The organism is Ruegeria sp. BG5 (genome assembly GCF_056538425.1).
The window spans coordinates 342,543-360,304 of record NZ_JBQFTC010000001.1 but is presented as its reverse complement, the minus strand read 5'-3'; the positions used below and the strand labels follow the sequence as shown (position 1 = coordinate 360,304).

Annotated in this window: 9 protein-coding genes; 4 read left to right on the top strand and 5 right to left on the bottom strand. The window is 54.0% G+C overall.

Annotation, left to right across the window (positions count from 1 at the left end):
• Positions 1 to 771 carry a hypothetical protein gene (locus ACR0KX_RS01665; RefSeq protein WP_480707780.1) on the top strand — a complete coding sequence of 257 codons (771 nt, stop codon included), beginning with the start codon at positions 1 to 3 and terminating at the stop codon, positions 769 to 771.
• 50 nt (positions 772 to 821) lie between these two features.
• Here the strand turns inward: ACR0KX_RS01665 and ACR0KX_RS01660 are convergent, their stop codons facing one another.
• Genes ACR0KX_RS01660 through ACR0KX_RS01650 form a run of 3 tightly spaced genes read right to left on the bottom strand, consistent with a single transcriptional unit; the run spans position 822 to position 4,370 of the window.
• Positions 822 to 1,655: a DUF6339 family protein gene (locus ACR0KX_RS01660; RefSeq protein ID WP_170623025.1), complete on the bottom strand. Its 834-nt coding sequence runs from the start codon at positions 1,653 to 1,655 to the stop codon at positions 822 to 824.
• Positions 1,648 to 2,490, bottom strand: coding sequence for a hypothetical protein (locus tag ACR0KX_RS01655; RefSeq protein ID WP_170623023.1), 843 nt, complete (start codon positions 2,488 to 2,490; stop codon positions 1,648 to 1,650). Before ACR0KX_RS01655 ends, ACR0KX_RS01660 begins: the two co-directional genes overlap by 8 nt.
• Positions 2,490 to 4,370 carry an HU family DNA-binding protein gene (locus tag ACR0KX_RS01650; protein WP_170623021.1) on the bottom strand — a complete coding sequence of 627 codons (1,881 nt, stop codon included), beginning with the start codon at positions 4,368 to 4,370 and terminating at the stop codon, positions 2,490 to 2,492. The genes ACR0KX_RS01655 and ACR0KX_RS01650 overlap by 1 nt, the downstream gene beginning before the upstream one ends.
• Before the next feature lie 740 nt (positions 4,371 to 5,110).
• On the opposite strand from ACR0KX_RS01650, the gene ACR0KX_RS01645 reads away from it, so the two are divergent.
• The gene (locus ACR0KX_RS01645) at positions 5,111 to 5,611 is read left to right on the top strand and encodes a GIY-YIG nuclease family protein (RefSeq protein WP_480707779.1); all 501 of its coding nucleotides are present in this window, start codon (positions 5,111 to 5,113) and stop codon (positions 5,609 to 5,611) included.
• Between the two features lie 769 nt (positions 5,612 to 6,380).
• Here the strand turns inward: ACR0KX_RS01645 and ACR0KX_RS01640 are convergent.
• Both ACR0KX_RS01640 and ACR0KX_RS01635 read right to left on the bottom strand, forming a co-directional pair.
• On the bottom strand, positions 6,381 to 6,749 hold the full coding sequence (locus tag ACR0KX_RS01640) for a DUF1304 family protein (RefSeq protein ID WP_170623017.1): 369 nt from the start codon (positions 6,747 to 6,749) through the stop codon (positions 6,381 to 6,383).
• A 16-nt stretch (positions 6,750 to 6,765) separates the two neighbouring features.
• A complete protein-coding gene (locus tag ACR0KX_RS01635; protein WP_170623015.1) occupies positions 6,766 to 7,920 on the bottom strand; it encodes a helix-turn-helix domain-containing protein in 1,155 nt (384 codons plus the stop codon).
• 661 nt (positions 7,921 to 8,581) lie between these two features.
• Here ACR0KX_RS01635 and ACR0KX_RS01630 point away from each other — a divergent pair.
• The gene (locus ACR0KX_RS01630; protein WP_170623013.1) at positions 8,582 to 12,307 is read left to right on the top strand and encodes an OmpA family protein; all 3,726 of its coding nucleotides are present in this window, start codon (positions 8,582 to 8,584) and stop codon (positions 12,305 to 12,307) included.
• On the top strand, positions 12,304 to 17,760 hold the full coding sequence (locus tag ACR0KX_RS01625; protein WP_170623011.1) for a CHAT domain-containing protein: 5,457 nt from the start codon (positions 12,304 to 12,306) through the stop codon (positions 17,758 to 17,760). The genes ACR0KX_RS01630 and ACR0KX_RS01625 overlap by 4 nt, the downstream gene beginning before the upstream one ends.
• Positions 17,761 to 17,762: the final 2 nt, after the last annotated feature.

Genomic DNA, 17,762 nt, shown 5'->3' with positions numbered 1-17,762 from the left:
ATGTCACTGATCGACGACAAAGGAATTGATATGCTGAATTCAGAAACAACAGCCATGGAACTCCAGACAGGCATTGATGAACTGACAAAGCAACTTGCAGACTACATCATTGAAACCGGGCTGAAGCCGCTGCCCCTGCCCGCGGAGTTCTTCTACGCCTCCCTGCCCCTTTGTGTAATCGATGCGGTGTTTTCGATTGGCGTCACATACACCTCTACCGCAAACACGGTGACCCGGTTTTGCGAACGCCAGGGCTGGACGAAGTCGTTGGCGCCGGATGCGCCTCGCTCAACCGGCGAGCACACCATCAGTGAGTTTCTGGCGCTGTTTGATGGCCTGACGCCGGACCAGATGGCCGATGACCCCTTCGGCAATCGACAGCGCACGTCCACCCGCTCAGGCATTCTGAAGGCCGAAGCAGTTCGCCAGTATGCTGAAGCATTGCAGGCAAACGGGATCGAAGATTTTGGGGATATGACCGAAACCCGTCTTACAATGATCGAAAAGCAGGTCCGCCGTATCCCGGGCCAGGGCAGCGGAATCTCATTCGACTACTTTCGGATGCTCGCAGGCAATGACAACCTGATCAAACCGGACCGGATGGTTCAGCGCTACGTCGCAAAAGCGGCGAACATGAGACCCGAGCAGGTCACGCCGGAGCTTGCAAGATCACTGATGCGAGGCGTGATAACCATTCTAGCCGAACAAGAAAGCAAATGGTCTGAACGACAGTTGGACTACGCTATCTGGACTAAGCAACGAACCCAATGATCTGCGCTGGTAACAACAAGTTGTACCAGCCACATTTCGCGATAGGCTCCTTATGCCGCCTTCTTAGCTTTCTGCAATTTCCGAAGCGCGTCATCACGGCACTTAAGGAGTATCTTGTCGGCATCCTGATCTGCGAGGGTCTCAAATAGCACCCCACTGCCCCGCAAATTCAGCGCCTTCATGAACTCGTTAAAAGCCTTGCCTGTTGCGTAGACATCGGGATGCATCCGCATAATCCTAACAATACCGCGCAGCAGCTCGACCCTGTTGCTTAGAATAGGGCGTTCAACAAGAGCCTGCCTTGTGTCAGCTAAACGTAGGAGCTCCTGCAAAACACCAATTTGATCCTCGGGATCAACCCGCCAGGCGATGAACGCGTTCCACCACAGCCGCGAGACTGCGTGATCATCGCGATACCCTGTTCTGCCGCGTGCAAAGTAGTGGGTTTCAATCTGACTGACGTTTTGATGATGCACCTCTCTGCGCTGTTCAGCCGCCTTCCGCTTCGCCCCAGTCAAACTGCCCAGCAAACCACCAGCCTCTTTTGGCTCGTCTTTCAGGGGCCACCGTTTCCGGGCATATTCCAGGCATTCAAAATGCGTAAGGCGCGCCCAGACACGCTCTTCAGTCGCTAGCGCGGGCGTCATCCCCTTGAAAGCCTCGAATACGATCAGGGAGTTGCTGGCCTCCGCTGTGCTGCCGCCCGACAGCTCTAACTTGCCCAACTTTTCGGGATCCACCTCAACCGAGGATAGTTCCATCGACCATCCGTTTAGATGAGCCTGATCTTCGAAACCAGAGTCACGATACAATTCAAGGTTGGACGGAACATTGGCTTTTAGCTCGGCAAGAGTGCTCTCAGCAAAGTATTTTAGTTTAGGCATTGTCCATCATCTCCGTGAATGCTTCGCCTAGCTTATCTACCGGAGAACCCAGAAGCCGCTGTGCGCTCTCCAGAAGAGGCGCCCTTTCAATGTCTATACCGAGGTGCTCGCATTTCGCCGAAAATACACGGCACCAGGGCCTGTCTTCATATCCGGAGTTTCCCTGTCCGCGAATGCTTTCCAGAACCTCCATGACTACTGGCATGTATACAGCACAGAGCAGCATCGATTTGCCTCCTTTGCTACCTCGCAGCTGTTCTATGGACTTGAACAGATCGACAGGAGCAAGGATCCGAATTGAATCAGCCAAAAGGTCGAGTTTGAGACGGCCTTTGGGAATGTCATCGGACGGAACAAGCTCAAAAATGCTCTCGAATTTGCGAAGCTTGTCCTGGCCAATGCTAAATACGATATCATTTGCGAGGCCGATGATCTCCGATCCACGGATTGAGATGGCGTCACCAAATTCCGGATTGAGGCTTTTCGCCGACCAGTTCTTGACTGGTCTTACTAGCCAGATTGCCGGTTTTACTTCGACGCGGCCGTGAAGTGCACCACGATCAAAGCTCCAAGTTCCCGGAGCATTGCCAGCCGCGCGCAATTCCGAAAAGAACGTATCCTGACAGCGGATAAATGCACCAACTTGTGCCGACCCATTGTCGATGAGCTTCTCTATGTCGGATGCCCCGAGCAATGGGATAAAATCCACTTCAACGTTGCCATTGGAAGACTCGCGGACCTCGGCGATCTGAAGATCAAAGCTTCCGCTCAGAAAATCGTCGTTTCCGTCACTCAAAACAGGATGCGGAAAATGGCTGTTCAGATCAATCTTCATCAGCTCGCGCTCCGGATCGCATAGACCTCGAGCGGGCCAGTGTAGTCGTCAGCAAATGTCACTTCGATCTCGACGCGACTGCCTTGATCAACGCTAACTTGAACGCGCCCGCTTCTGGCAGAGCAATTTGCCATTCCGAAAGCGTTAGCTATTCTGAGCTCCGCCTCATCATAGACACCTGTTGCGAGGAACGTGAGCTCGATGTCTCCAGCCTCATCTGGAGTAAAGTAGATCTTTCTGCTCCGCGGGCTCTGTTCGACATTGCGAACAGTGGCGAGTCGCACGACGTTTTGCTGTCCCCTCGTCCCTTCTCCTCCTTCTCCAGCACCCGAGCCAGTACCTTTGCCGTCTGCTCCAATGCCTCCGGCTCCGTCATCATGCCCGGCCCCTCCTTCTTCACCTTCTACATACCTGGCAACTGGTTTTCTGGGCTTTGGACGGACGCGCTTTGCCGGTGTGAATCTAATAGTTTCAGGATCGTCTTCGGCAGAGGGCACTTTCGCCTCTTCGCTGCCGGCGTCAGCGAAGAACTCTCCAAGTTCCTCGAGCTTTACCGCTTCACCTCCGGTGATTTCTGCATTCTCTCGGATCAGGTTGCGTATCTCATGGATGAGTTGTTTCATCGCCCGCGTCACTTTCGATTGCTTTGCGGGATCATCGAGGCGACCAGCCGAAAAGGCGTTATGTTGCGGGTTTTCTAAAGACTTTAAAACCTTACTTGCTTCGTTATCAGCAGGCTCGACCAGCATTATGAAATCTCGCGCACCGGGGAACCGAGCAAATTTGTCCCCGAAGTGTTCAAGCGACTGTGAGATAAGCATGCCGTTGCGGACGATCGCCACACGCTTCGGCATTCCTTCCTTAACGAGGATTTTCGCTGTGAATTCACCGAGGTCATCCACGCGGAATCGTTTTTTCACTGATTCCTCTGATCTTCGACAACAGAATAGCTGTCGTGCGAGTCGGATGTCGTCACCATGTGAAGCCTCTTCTCCGGCCTCTTCAATCACCGGGTCGTCGAGCAATTCAGCCACTGTCTCGGTATTCACAATGCGTGTGCCGTCCCCAACCTCGAATTCAATGTCGCCGTCTTCAACCGCAGCAAAGAAATTTGCCAGTAGCGGAACGGTCATCCGGTCAATCCAGTCTTTTCGCCCGCGGAAGCCAATGGAGAAAACCGAGGTTCCCTTTGTGTCGCGCCGTAACCAAGCCGGAACCAGTTTTGGATCTTCCACCGCCTCAAAGTGCTCTGGATGACCCCAGTAGCCCTTGGCAGTCCGCTCAATACCGTCGGCATCCCTGTGTGAAACTAGCTGAATTTTTCCTTGTAATGCGAATTTCTCCCCATCTGGAGTGTCATAAAGCGTGGAATAAAAAACTGTCCTGAGATCGGAAACGGCAAAGGTTGCGTTTTTTCCGATCCCGAATGAACCGCCGGAAGTTTCAGTAGATTTATTGCTCTTGCCGGAGCTTTTGACCAGCGCATGAAACTTGGACGAAGCGTCGTTAGGCGGCCCCTCCAGCCCGGTTGTGTTATAGTCAGCGATCTCCAAGACTGGGATGAACAGGTTTGACACTACTTCATTGGCGTTCTCGAAGAAGTCGCGATCTTTATCACTCCCGGATACTCGGGCTGCCTTAAGACAAACAGAAATCGTATCTCTGAGCTTGTCGATTCCCGGGATTTCGCCGGCTGGTACCTGATGCTCACGCAGCACCATGCGAACAGGGCGTCCATCAGCCGCGTCCAATGTGTTCTGTCCAGCTTCCTTACTGCAGCTTACGAATGGCGTGTCCCTGAATGTCTCAATACCGGCATGGCCCAAGCCTTCGACCTCACCTGCCTGGTTCTCAAGAAACTCCAGCCGAACCTCAGTCATTTTTTACTCCCACCTCAATCAATCCGAAAACCATCGTCGCCGCTCTTGTCGCCTCGGGAAAATCGTCCCTTCGCAGTGTCGAGCTCTTTCTGAAGCGCCCGAAAGATCTTTCGGATATCCTCGTCTGTGAATTCGTAGGCCGAGCGATTAGAGAGATTACCGATAAGTCGTAGATCCTTGATCGCCCGATTGACCCTGTTCTCTGCGAGTTCCACGAACTTCGCTCTCTTATCGCGTTCTACCATTCAACATTCCGCCACAGTGCTGCACCCGTGAGATATGTAGAAATATTTACACATAATTTCAATATTATCAGCAACATTACATAAATATTACGCATTAAATGAGAAATATTTCGAGTCATTGCTTACGTCGAACAGCCATTAATAGTCTGCTTTTAAACATAAATTTTGTAATCTGTGGATTGATTTATACTTCATGAAAATATGACGAGTTGTTTGACTACCTTTCGTAAACGGATCCGAGCTTTCTATACCCAATTAGGCCGAAGCAAAGGAGCTGCAAAGCGCGACTCGTCGCAAAGACCTCTGCTCCGGATGATTTGGAAAAGCCTGAAATCAATACGCGATCAGGATTGCTCAACATGATGGCCTCACACATGGTCGCTCAGAAGATCACACGACATCGCCGTGCGAAGATCAGAGTTACATCTCAGCCGGCCATCAACTAACAATCAAAACGAACCCACCGGATCAGACCACTCTGTGTTCTCATCAGTAATGAAGCTCGAGGCTATGTCAGAAAGAGACCAAGCGAAGATTGACTTAACAACTGTACTGGAAGCTGCGGCCACAAAAGCCGAAGACTTTCTCTTCGATCAAAAAAGAGTCGCCGAGATCGACTACGAAGACGACCTGACCAGCAGCATGCCAGAGAGGATGAAAGCATCTCAACGATCGAATGAGGCCGTTTTGAAGCAACTTTTGAGTGAGGGTGGCAACGTCTACGCTCTTTGGGCCAGAGCACAAGGCACCGACGATTGGCGGCTTCAATACATCGGTCAAAGAAAATCAAAAAGCATAAGAGAGCGATTGTGCCAGCATCTATTCTCAAAACACAAAAGTACAGGAGCCCAGCTCAACAAAGTGCGAGGATGCCTGGAAAACAGCGCTGAAATCGGTGTAAGCGTTATTCAGGTAACTCCTGACGAAGCCAGGAGCGCAATTGAAGAGATATTAATCAAAAGAAAGCAACCCAGTTGGAACATACACGGTCAGTGACGCAACACGGGCAGCATTACAGCGGTTCGAGAATCGATTGGTCGGTTTCAAACGACTCCTGAAGAACCAATACAGTTGAGCTTCTTGGCCCGGCGAGTGCCGCAGTCATCTGAAAACCAGTCACCGACTTAAAATTTCTGCACGCAATCTGACAGGGGTCGCGTTTGCTACAACAGTTCGATCGTCTTAACTGACAACCATTCGATGCATTTAAAGACGCACTACTTCTACACTTAACATAACGGCCCTTATCTTGCCGAAAAGCAGTGCTTCGGACAGGTACCAAAATACGTTAAGCACGTTTCTGACGTCTTTCCGAAAAACAAGGGGAATGGAATTGGGGCAAAGAAGAGGCTGAGTCAGCGCGAGTGGCGCGCAATTATAGATACACCCACTTTGGCAGGCGTGCAGATAAGCCTCCATCCGGTTGATCATGAAGATGTGGCAATTGCCGTTGAGATCGAAAAAATTGCACACTCAAGCTCTTTGGGACGAATGCTCTGGATCGGATCGCTCAGAAGAAACCTACAAACTCCCGCCAAGTTCAGTATTCAGCCGGTCTAGTTGCGTCAAAGGATCATCGCTCGAGCAACCTTCCTGATCTGCAGCTTCAAGTGCAGCATGCGGAGTAGGACTTAGGTCGTTGATTGAAGATGGCATGATTCACCGCCACGCGTGAGCTTCTAGAGCAGCTTCCATCTGCAAATACTTTTTATTTCAGTTCCTTACGCCAACACCCGGCGCTGAATGCTTAGATACCCTGCAAGCGTCAAAACCATGTAGAAATGATCAGAAAAACCAGCGCAATTGCTGCGGGTGACAGTCTAGTATAGAGGATGAAATTTCCCCGCGCACCTGCATTTCCGACCATGGCCGTCAGCACGATAAAGCCCAAAACAACGGCCTGTGTCCGGGCTTGAGAAAGATCCGGCAGAAAAATACTTAGACAGAGACCCACACCGATGGATGCGTTGTAGGACGCAATGCTACGGCCCAAGAAGCGTGTTTTTTCGATCTCTTTCGCGTCAAAAATAGTCAACCTTTCACACACTCTCTGCCAGTGAAACCACTGCGCGTATGCAAATACCAAATGACCGATGATTACAGCGACAAGTGCAAGATAATAAATAATAATCATGAAAAACTCCGTTCACTTAAACCTCGGGTGTCAGAAAGCTACCTCCGTAACGCATCATCATTCGAACGAATTGCGTTCGGTTGGAACAGCCGGTTTTTGAAAGAATTGATTTCGTCTGTGCATTAATTGTAGAGACAGAGCGCCCGCGCCGGTCAGCAATCTCCGGATTGGTCAAGCCGCGCCCGATTGAATTGACGATCGAAGTTTCTGTCTGGGTCAGATCAAAAGCTTGCTGCACGTGATTGACGTTAAAGGTGACGGGCAGGCTCGCATCCGTGCTGCAAAGCAAAAAACCCCGAAACGGAGAAGCTCCCATCTCGTCCAGCCTATGCAATGGAATGATTTCAACACACAGCGCATCGTTCGTGTGGCTGAGTATACATTCCTTTCGGGGTCTTGCGCCAAATTTGCCATGTTGGCGCGGGCTATCCATCAGGGCTTCCAAGCTTTTCTGTCCCTTGGTATCCGCCATGTGCAGGCGTCCGTCCGCCCGAATACGAAACAACCTATAGCTTTCCTGCTGGCGCTGAAACTCGTCGTTGCGCGCGACAACGCAGCCACGCGCGTCCAACACACAAATCCCGATGGACAGTTTGTCAATTGCGGACAGAATTCCTTCGTATCGCTGTTGCAACTGGCGCGTTGGAATGCCCAAATCAATCGCCTTTGCAAGGTGCGGCAGGATTTTGGACAGGAAGGCGCGCTCTTCTCCGGTCAAGGGACCACGCGCGATATTCAATTGAACAGAAAACAGTGAGATCCACTGATTGTCCTTGTTCATGACGCCCGCAGCGCGATGCAGAATACCAAGCCTCATCAGTTTTTTGACGTGTTCCTGCGATTTGAGCTCATTGAGTGAGGAGGCCAAAACGCTGTCATCTATAAGCTCTACGGCGTCACCCTCATTCGTCTCCCGCCGTATGATGGCCTGGTCGCGCGCCTCCAAGTCCTGACATTTGGACAAATAGACGGACAGCACATCCTGAGAGTATAGCCCTGAATGCAGCGGTGCGGTCAAAACGCGCCCATCAACCGTATCTGCCCACTCAAAAATGATGCTACCCTGTGCAGAGACACGATCCACAACCTCGTCAAGAACCTCGGCCCAGCGGTTGCTGTCGGCAACCGTATCGTAGATTCGTAAAATCAGTTGCTCGTCAGATTGGATCACGGGATTATCCACCTATTCACTCGAGACAGGTTTCATAACTCTAACCGCACATTCATCCACAGGCATAGCCCATTTGGGGGATGCCGGAGCTTTGCCAAATGGGTAGAGTCGTAAATTAAATAGGATTCAGAGTGTTTCTGACAAAATGGAAATGAGGAGATATGAAAACCTGCAGCGCTCATTCTCGTTTGGTTTGGAGATTTGCTTTTCCAGTTCCCTTGTGGAATTTGACCGGCTTGGTGTTTAGAAGATTAATTCGCACAACACTACTGCATCAACATTCGATCATTCGATTTCCAGGAATGATTTATTCCAGCCTTTCGCGATGGGGTAGCGCCTGATTATTTGCAATTTCACGCCTTTGAATGTAGTCTCCGTCGTCGAAATACGCTTATTTATTGCATTTGGTTGAGACCAGTTAGTCCTGCGTCAACGATCTGAGAAAGCCGGTGGGTTTGGTGGTGTATTTGCTTGCCACATTTTGCCCCACAGTGCGGGACACCAGTTCCGATAGGCCAGTTCTTTTCTCAGGAGCTGAATGAGTCGATGGGGCCTGAACAGAAAAAGATATTGAGTTCCGGTTATCGCTTCTGCGGTTTCTCAGGTTCCACACTTTTGAAGTGTGATGTTGGTCCGAGTTTTTGCCGGAGGGATTGTTGTTATGTTCGATTTTGTTACACAAATTACAAACGCCGCCACCGCGCTATCCAACGATGTCCGGCAGGCCGATCGCCGCAGAAAGATAAAGCAGCAATTTCAGGCGGCTGAAACGGCAATAGCGGCAGAATACAAAAACCATGTTTCCGAAGCCGCGACCATCCAGTCGCGGCAAAACTATGCCAGGGCGCTTTCGGTGACGTGGCACGACATCATCAATCTTGGCAATCCTTACAGCAGTACCCACGAACGACGGCTGGAAGATCTGAAGTCAAAAGTCCTCGAAAACACTGAAGAGAAGGGCGAATTGTTGCTGGTTCCGGACCCCGCCACTTTGGAGGCGCTGCGGGTGCCGCGCGTGGCTGCTGTCCGTGATCGAGCCGAACTTGACCTTTCCACAACCCTCAATCGGTCGCTTGAGGCTGCGCTTCAGATATTCGATACGGAATGCACTTCGATCGAAAACCGGGCTGCGGGTAAACACCGGGATGAACTCCGGGCACTGACCGCAGAGAAGCGGGACGTCTTAGTGTCAGCCACGCAGGCCAGTGCGATGCGGGATGAGGCGCGAGTATTGCTGGATGCTGCGCAGACTGGCTGGGCTGAGCAGGTCGAAACGTCTTACCGGTCTGCGCTGCAGGACAAGCTGGCGGATTTTGACAAGAACGACCGGCCGATATTGGTCGCACAGGTCGTGCGCAACCGCACGGCTGCTTTCTGGATCAAGAAAATGCTGTTCGAAGGCAAAGGCGTGCCTAACGCGAAGCTGGGCAGGGAATACCAGAAAAGCGATCAGCACCTACAGGACCAGTTGATCAACACGGTGACCCTTATGGTTCTGGAAGATGGCTCACTTGAATACCGCGCGCGCGAGCGCGACGCCGGAGGCCAGTTTTCATTCGAAAAAAATTACATGTACCCCAGCAAAAAATTCCTAAATCAAGCTAATTACCCGCCGCCCGATCCGCAGGTTCGTGGCCCTGAAGATCGCATTCTGCCGTTTGCATTGCGGTTTCTTGATCAGGTGCCAATGCCGGTAATGACGTCGGAAAGCTTGAAACAAGGCGTTTTCTTCGACCTGCGCAAAGGTGACCGCGTCGGGCAGGTCCTACGACAGTTTGAGGGCAATGTGCTGGAATTCCTGCATGATGCGGACGATAACCGAATTGATGAACGCCCTTTCATCAAGGATTATCCGGGAACGGCGCGAATATCGAAATGGCTGGACACGGACCCCGCGCGGCAGATTTCCGTCGCGCTTCGCCCAGATGGGTTGCTGGCCGTTGTCGTTAAGCTGAATGACAGCAAAACGACCATTGACGATAGTAATTCCAGCGAAGTGATTAAACTGCGCGAGGATTACAACAATGCGCGCCTGATGAGCTTATTGACAGTGGCACTGGTGTCACGTGTGCTGAATGGGCCGGACACTGACCGCAGTTTTCCAACTCCATGCGGTCAGAGCAACCGGTTGCATATTTCGAGTTACTGTATCTGGCCACTTCAAGTCGATCCGCAGGGGGCGGTCACCCGGGCAGAGACCCTGCTGGAAAAACTCGAGTCGGGGCTGCTCAAGCTGGACAAAGTGCCACGCTGGGCCGTGGGTTGGAGCCCGGCGGTTCAGGCAGATGCATTAGCGGCGCGGTTTACATATACTGCCGAGCGGCATCTGCGCGTGCTGAACTCGACCGGTGCAGGCCCCATCAAAGTGCGGAAGGGTGTCAATGAACAGGACGCGCTACACAAGCTGACGCAGTGGTTCAAATACACCTGCTTGCTGCTTGGTGCGCTTTGGGCAGCTATGGTCTTGTCGACTGTGGTGGCGACCAGTTCGTATACGGTGCCAGAGCTTTGGCTATGCACTCTGGCGTTTTCGGTGATCGGTATCTGGCGCTGTCTGATTTGTTGGGGACTATCGGCCCGGGCCCGCGAACCGCGCCCAACAACACGTGGGGATGATTGGCTGTCCAGACTAGGCTCAAGCTTCTCAAAGTCTGTGGGTAAGGTGGTCGAGTTGGCTTTTGCTTACCGATGGTTTCTTCTGATCGGGCCCACGGTCATGTGCATGCTGATTGCGACCACGTTTTATTGGCAGGAGGAAAAGTGGGCCCTGTCGCACGCAATTGGGTTCGATTTTGGAGCGCCCGATGCCAAGGAGCCGGCTGGGAAGGACATCACAGTCCGATTGGGAGAAGCTGAACCAGAAGCTGATGCTGCCGGGTTCTCAGCCGCGCTCTACAAGGGTGTCTGGGCGCTGCCGCTTCTAGCCATCGGCTTGATGCGGCACGGGTACATGCTGCTTTACGACCTGGTTCTGCAACGTGGCCAGTTGCAGCGAAAGCTGAACTCCGTGGTCGGCGTCCAAGAGACACTGGCGGCCGGTCAGGCGCTGCCATCGCTTAAGATTTTTTCAGACGGCGAGACTCCGGCACCGACCGTTAAAAAAACTCTGGCAATCGGAGACGCCCTTGCGCGGATGAAGACGCGCGTGACGGATGAAATCACGGCAGCGCGTTCGCGGTTCGACAAGGGCTCTGCCGCAAATGCGGCCTTGGTGGCGGTGATCGGATTGCTTGCTCCCTTCAGCGCGATGGAAGCCAGAACGTTTAACGAGGACAAATCCAAGAGATTTGAGGGCATGGCCACCGAGCTGACGAAAGCCCATCCCAATCTGATCGAAAAGCTTCGCCCGTTGATCCCGGAATACCTTGAGGTCAATCAGATCGACGTAACACCTGAGGTGCTCGCCGATCTGGGCACGCTCAACGAAGAACTAACTGGTTTACTTCAGACGCTTCGGCACATTCAAAAAAACCGGGACGTAACAATCTCGGCCCGGACCGACGAGGCACACCGCCATCTGGGGGCTCTGGCAGCCCAACTGGAGCGGTTGCAACCCGAGCCACTGGTGGTTGGGGCCAACACTGGACCGGCAGAAACGGCCCTTGAAGAACTTGAGCAAAGCATCAAGGAAACGCAACTGCCCCGATTGCCAGTTGATGTGGAAACGGAAAACGCGATTGCCGCAGTCAAAGAGCTGTCTGAGGCAATGCGGCGGGCGACATTGAATTCCAAAGTAGCAGTGGATGCCGATATCGGGGCAGCGCTGCGAGAGCTGGGGTTTCTCAAGGCCGTACTCGATCAGTTGCGGGAAGGCACGGTCATTCCCATGACGCCCGAGGGTCAGAGGCCCCCTGCAACTGCAGGATGGATCGACATAGACCTCGCCTTTATCAATGCGGCCACCTATCCGAAGATCGTGACCAAGGTTTTGCCACCTTTGCTGGAGCAATGTGACCTGTTGGGCGGGATGAGCTTCGATACAAACGATGCGAATGTCAGAGAAGACAAGTGGTTCAGCGGGCGCAACGTGGCTGACAAGACGGACCTGGATTCGCTTGTCGCGCGCTTAAAGTCCTGGAAAACCTCGCAAGACACGGCTGCAGATGATCCCTCGCGGATTTACATCGTCGGGCTGGCCGATGCGCAGGGCAACGCCGTTGCAAATCTCAACCTGTCAAAGCGCCGGGCCGAGGCTGTGAAAGAGGCACTTTCGAAAGAAATAGACGATTCATCAATAGTGACGCTGCCTTTGGGCGAGGCAGGATGGCTGGCGGACACAGGTCTGCCAGATCGGGAAAGTGACTCAAATCATCGCAGCGCGACCGTGTATCTTTGCCCACAGCGAATCCAGGTTGCAGACAACAGTGCCGGGGGAGACACTCAATGACCATTGTCAAAATCAATCGCATTGCCAAGGAAAAGGTTGCGCGCAAGAAGCTGACTCAGGTCGGTGAAGTGACAATGCAGCACGGCCGCGGTTCGGGTGTCGATGTCAAAGAGTTCGACCTACCCGATCAGCACATCATCGAAGCCGAGCTTGAAAACGGGTTAATCCTGTTTCGGCGCGCGGATGAAATTGGTGAAGTGAGCTCTGACCGCAGCGGTTCAGGGGGGACTCAGCTAGTCCTGCCGCAATCTCTGGACCAAAGCGGCAACTCGCGCGGACTGGGCGCGTTTGCGGTGCGTACTTACCGATTCTTTTCAGGCAGTGGTCTGGGCGAAAAGGCCGCTTATGCCACCGCGCGAAAGCTTGAGCAAAAACCGCGAGAATTGGACGGTTGGCCGTACAAACCCGCCTATCGCGACAAAGACGTGTTGCTACCCTTGATGCGCGACGGGGGCTTCGGAGAGATTGACGCCTCACTGGCCACGCGCGATGGCGCTGAAATTCTTGTGCTGATCCACGGCACGGCTTCCAGCACCATGGGTTCTTTTGGGCCAATCGTTCATGGCAAATCCGATGGAACCCTATCCCCGGGGACAACATCGCGCACGCAATGGGAAAGGCTTTGCAAAAGATTCAAAGACCCAAAAGACGACAATGAAGAAAAGCGTTGCCTGATCTACGGGTTCGAGCATCACACGCTGACACGCAGCCCCGTACAGAATGCCATCGCGCTTTTGGAAGCGATTCCGCGCAACGCCAGGCTACACATGCTTTCCCATTCTCGGGGCGGGTTGGTCGGTGAACTGCTGTGCCTGCTGCCGGACACGTTGGACAAGGATGATCTGGACCGATACGCGAACGCCGGGCTGCCACGTGACGATCTGGATAAGTTCAAGCAACTGATGGCATTCAAGGCTCCGCAAGTGCAGCAATTCGTGCGCGTTGCAGCACCGATGCAGGGCACGTTGCTGAATTCGGACCGTATCGATACGACCTTCTCGTTGCTGTTCAACCTCATGAAGATCGTACCGGGTGGGCAGAATGTACTGGCCGACGCGTTCCGCGAATTTGCCCGCGAGTTTATCGCAACGCGCGAGGATGTCTCGGTTTTGCCGGGGTTGGCGGCAATGAGCCCCGAGTCCGCGCTGGTGGCAATCCTCAATCGGGCCAATCGCACCATCGAAAGTCCCCTGACTGTTGTCAGCGGTGATATCGAGCCAGCCGGCATTCTCAAGTCGCTCGCCGTATTTGCGACGGATCTGTTCTATCGCGAGGATCACGACGTAGTGGTCCATACGCGCGCGATGCTCAAAGGTGTGCCGCGCAAACCCGACTTAAAGGTGTTTCCCGCGCAAGGCAGCGACGTGAATCACTTCAGCTACTTCTCCAACAAAATGTCGTCGAAAGTGATAGTCGATGCGTTGACAGGCGTTGAGAACCCCAACCTTGAGGCTCACGCGCCAGAGCCTGAGGCGATGGAATTAATCTCGGGCACCCGAGGATCAGGGGCGGACAAGCCGCTTGTGTTTGTGCTACCGGGGATCATGGGCAGCCATCTGCGGGTCAGGGGGCAAGACACGCCGATCTGGTTCAATCTCCCTCGCATTCTGACCGGCGAGCTTAAAAAAATCACGAGCAAGGACGGCGAACCTATTGAAGATGTTGAACCTGCTGGCGTTCTCAAACGCTTTTACGGAGGGCTCGTACGGCATCTGAGCCGCAGCCACGAGGTGGCAGTCTTTGATTTCGATTGGCGCAAGCCGCTGCAGGAAGAGGCAGACCGGCTTGCCGCGCGCGTGCAAATGGAGCTCAGTAAAATTCCCAACGGGGAAACGCGTCCGATCCGATTTGTGGCCCACTCGATGGGTGGGCTCGTGGTGCGTCTGATGATCAACCGCCATCGCGAATTGTGGGAAAAACTGCGCAGCGATGCGGGCGGCGGGTCCACGCTTGTTATGCTGGGCACGCCCAATCGTGGATCGATGTCGATTGTCTGGGCTCTGATGGGGCTCGACAAGATGATCCACACGATCGATCGCATCGACTGGAAGCATGATGTGCCCGAACTGGTAGAGAAAATGGTCCCACTGCAGGGCATTCTGGAACTGCTTCCGACAGACGGGGACGGAGCCTATTTCAAAAGGTCGACATGGCAGCAGTTGCGCAATGCAAAGGGCCCGAGCTGGCCGCTACCCGAAAGCAAACGACTGAAAAATGCGGCCAAGACCTATGATGAACTTAAGCTGATACCCAATGATGCGCCCGCCATGAGCTATATCGCGGGCAATGCCGATATGACGCCGGCTGCGTTGGACAGCACGACATTGAAGATGACAGGATCGCGACACGGTGACGGGCGCGTGCTGTGGCGCACCGGCCTGCTGCCAGATGTTTCCACATGGTATGCGTATGAAACCAGTCACGGCGACCTGGCGCGCGACAGGGATCTGTTCGGGCCAATCCTCGATCTGTTGCAAACCGGGCGCACAAACGGCTTACCACAGACACCGCCGGTTGAGCGCAGCGGTGCTCCGCTGTTCGAAGTGGTGGAACCCGAACTGCTCTACCCGTCCAACGAGGACGCGGAAGCGGCGATCATCGGGGCCACGGGTGCGAATGATCTGGAAACTGATGCCGAGAAGCGGGACCCCTGCAAAGTGTCCGTCATGCATGGAGATCTGAGACTGCACAATAGTGTGGTGACCGTTGGGCGATATGAACACGAACCGATGGAAGGTGTCGAGCGCGACATTGATGAACAGTTGGACGGACAATTGACACAACGTCGCGCGCTTGGGATTTATCCGGGGCAAGAAGGCACAGCCGAACTTTTCCTGCGCAAACAGCCCGTTGGAGAGTTTGCCACGGGGATCGACGGCGCCCTGGTCGCCGGGTTGGGCCGCGTCAGCGAATTGTCACGGCGCCGCCTGTCGGTGACGCTGGCCAACGCCTTTGTCCTTTACGCGTTACGTACGGGCCCCGTTGAGAAAGATGGGGCAAAGACACTGACGACTTTGCCGATCAGTTCCAACGACAGTCAGCTTTCAATCGCCGACAGCGTGGAATCGATCCTTGTGGCGCTACAGAATGCGAATAATCGCTTGCCACGCGATCACAGGATCACGCATCTGACCATCCTCGAACTCTACGAGGACCGCGCCATCGAGGTCGGCTCGGCTCTGTCTCGGATGGAACGCGAGGGGCGCTGGAAACAGGACTTCAAGATCGACTGCAACATCCGCAATGGCCTGGCAGGACGGCAGCGGTTCCGCTTTGGCCCAGATACAAGCGGTAACCGGCGCATGCAGATTACAGTGCCTGAAAATGACACCGAGAGTCTGGATTTCGTGGTGTTTGATCGCGGCGCGTTGGCCCAGAGAGTGACTACGCGCGTCAAACGCAGCCGTATCGACAGTCTTATCCACGAGGCCACTGCAAGCAGCCATACGGGACCGGACACAGGCAAACTGCTGTATGAGTGGGTCATCCCCAAAGAGTTGCGCGCCAAAACCTCGGACAAACGCAACATGACATTTCAGGTCGACGAAGCCGCGGCAGCCTACCCATGGGAGATGTTGCAGGACAACTGGGGTGAAGGCGGCAAACCGGTTGCGGTTGAAGCGCAGGTAACCCGCCAGTTAATTCGCCGGCGCAGCGGTCTGGGGTCAAACATCGCCGCATCGCGCCGGGTTTTGGTGATCGGTGATCCGGTCAGCTTTTTTAGTGAACTGAAAGGCGCACAGGCCGAAGCCCGGCTTGTTGCCGACAAACTTGGCGCCAGCGGCTGGACGCAAGATATGGACGTACAAATCCGCGAGAACGTCGACGTCGAGCGCGCGCTTACGTTAGAGGAGAACCAAATCCTGCATTTCGCCGGGCATGGTGTGTTCGAGTGGGGCGACAACAAACAGACCGGGCTCATAACAGGCAAGAAGCGGGTGCTGGAACCCGCCTTCATCGAAAAGCTGCGCTATGTGCCAGAGTTCGTGTTCCTCAACTGTTGCTACGGCGGCGCCATCGGCATCGCGCCGGACATGGCAGAAACCTCTGACGAAGAGAGAGATCCGCACACTCCTCGGGCAGCGCTGGCCAACCGTCCCGATCTCGCTTCGGGGATTGCGATGAAGTTCATTGAAGCTGGCAGTAAGGCCGTGATTGCCGCCGGTTGGGCTGTGAACGATGGCATGGCGCAGCTGTTTGCGACAACTTTCTACGACGCCTTCCTGAATGGATACAGTTTTGCTGAGGCAGTACGCCTGGCGCGGGCCAAGGTCTACGAGAAGGATCAAGATGGAAACACTTGGAGTGCCTATCAAACCTATGGCGATCCTGAGTTCAGATTGCAAAGAGGCGTGGGCGCGCATCGACCGGACTGGGTCAAGCCCGAGTTTGTTTCGCCTCGACAGGCGACATTGACGCTGCGGTCGTTAAAACTTGACGCGCGGTTCGCGCCAACGGCTCAACAGACAACGCAGGTTGCCAAACAGTTCATGGAGACACTTCGGGTCGTCAACGGGTACAGCGAATGGAGCCGCAATCCCGAGCTGTTCGAGGCCATCGCTGATGTTTGCGCGGAATTGGGCGATTACAAAAGTGCCATTGAATATTACGAGAGAGCGGTACGCCGTTCGCCCCCGACCCTGTCGCTGAATGCCTTGGAAAACCTGATGTCCTTGCGGGTGCGCGTGGATACGCAAACCCGCATCGAGAAACAACAAGGCTCATCGAAAAGGGAAATTGAAAAGGCGCGCAAAAAGGAAGAAGAGACGATACGGGCGGCGATCGACTATCTGGTTCAACAGGAAAAAATCGCAGGAGAACGCAGTGCAGCCCTGCGTCAGACCCGGATCGGTGACGGATACCTGCGGCTGTCGGCTTGCGCGTTTGTCGGTTCCCCTACAAAGGCAACCACCATTGATTATCTGGAACGGGCGCGCGGGGCCTATGACACTGCCGTAACCTGCGGGTTCCAGCTTCCCGAGTTCGACACAGCATACCCCCTTATCCGACGGGCGCTTGCAGACTTTCTTCTGTCTTGTGCATCCGATGGCCAACTGGGTCACTCCATTGATGAGCTTATGCCGGTCGTAAATCGCGTGGCGCAGGACATAAGGGAAACCGACGCGCAACAGACGCAGTTCCAACGCCGTCGCCTGATTGCCGAAACCCGCCTCTTCGAGCTTGTCTCGACGGACGTATACAATGCCTCACTTCAGGGCGAGCTACTTGATGTCTTTGGGCAGTTGTTTCTGGATGGCGGATCCATCCGGCGACGCAGAGAAGTCGTGAGCGACCTTTACACTGTCGCCCAGTTGTTGTCCGAGGTCGGCAAGCAACGCACCAATCAGTTGGACACAACAGTTGGCGAAACGGTCAGGTCATTGGCGCGAGAGCTTGAGAACGGAATTCCAAAAGTCTCGGACTCAATTTTGAATTTAGCAGAGGAGATTTGACA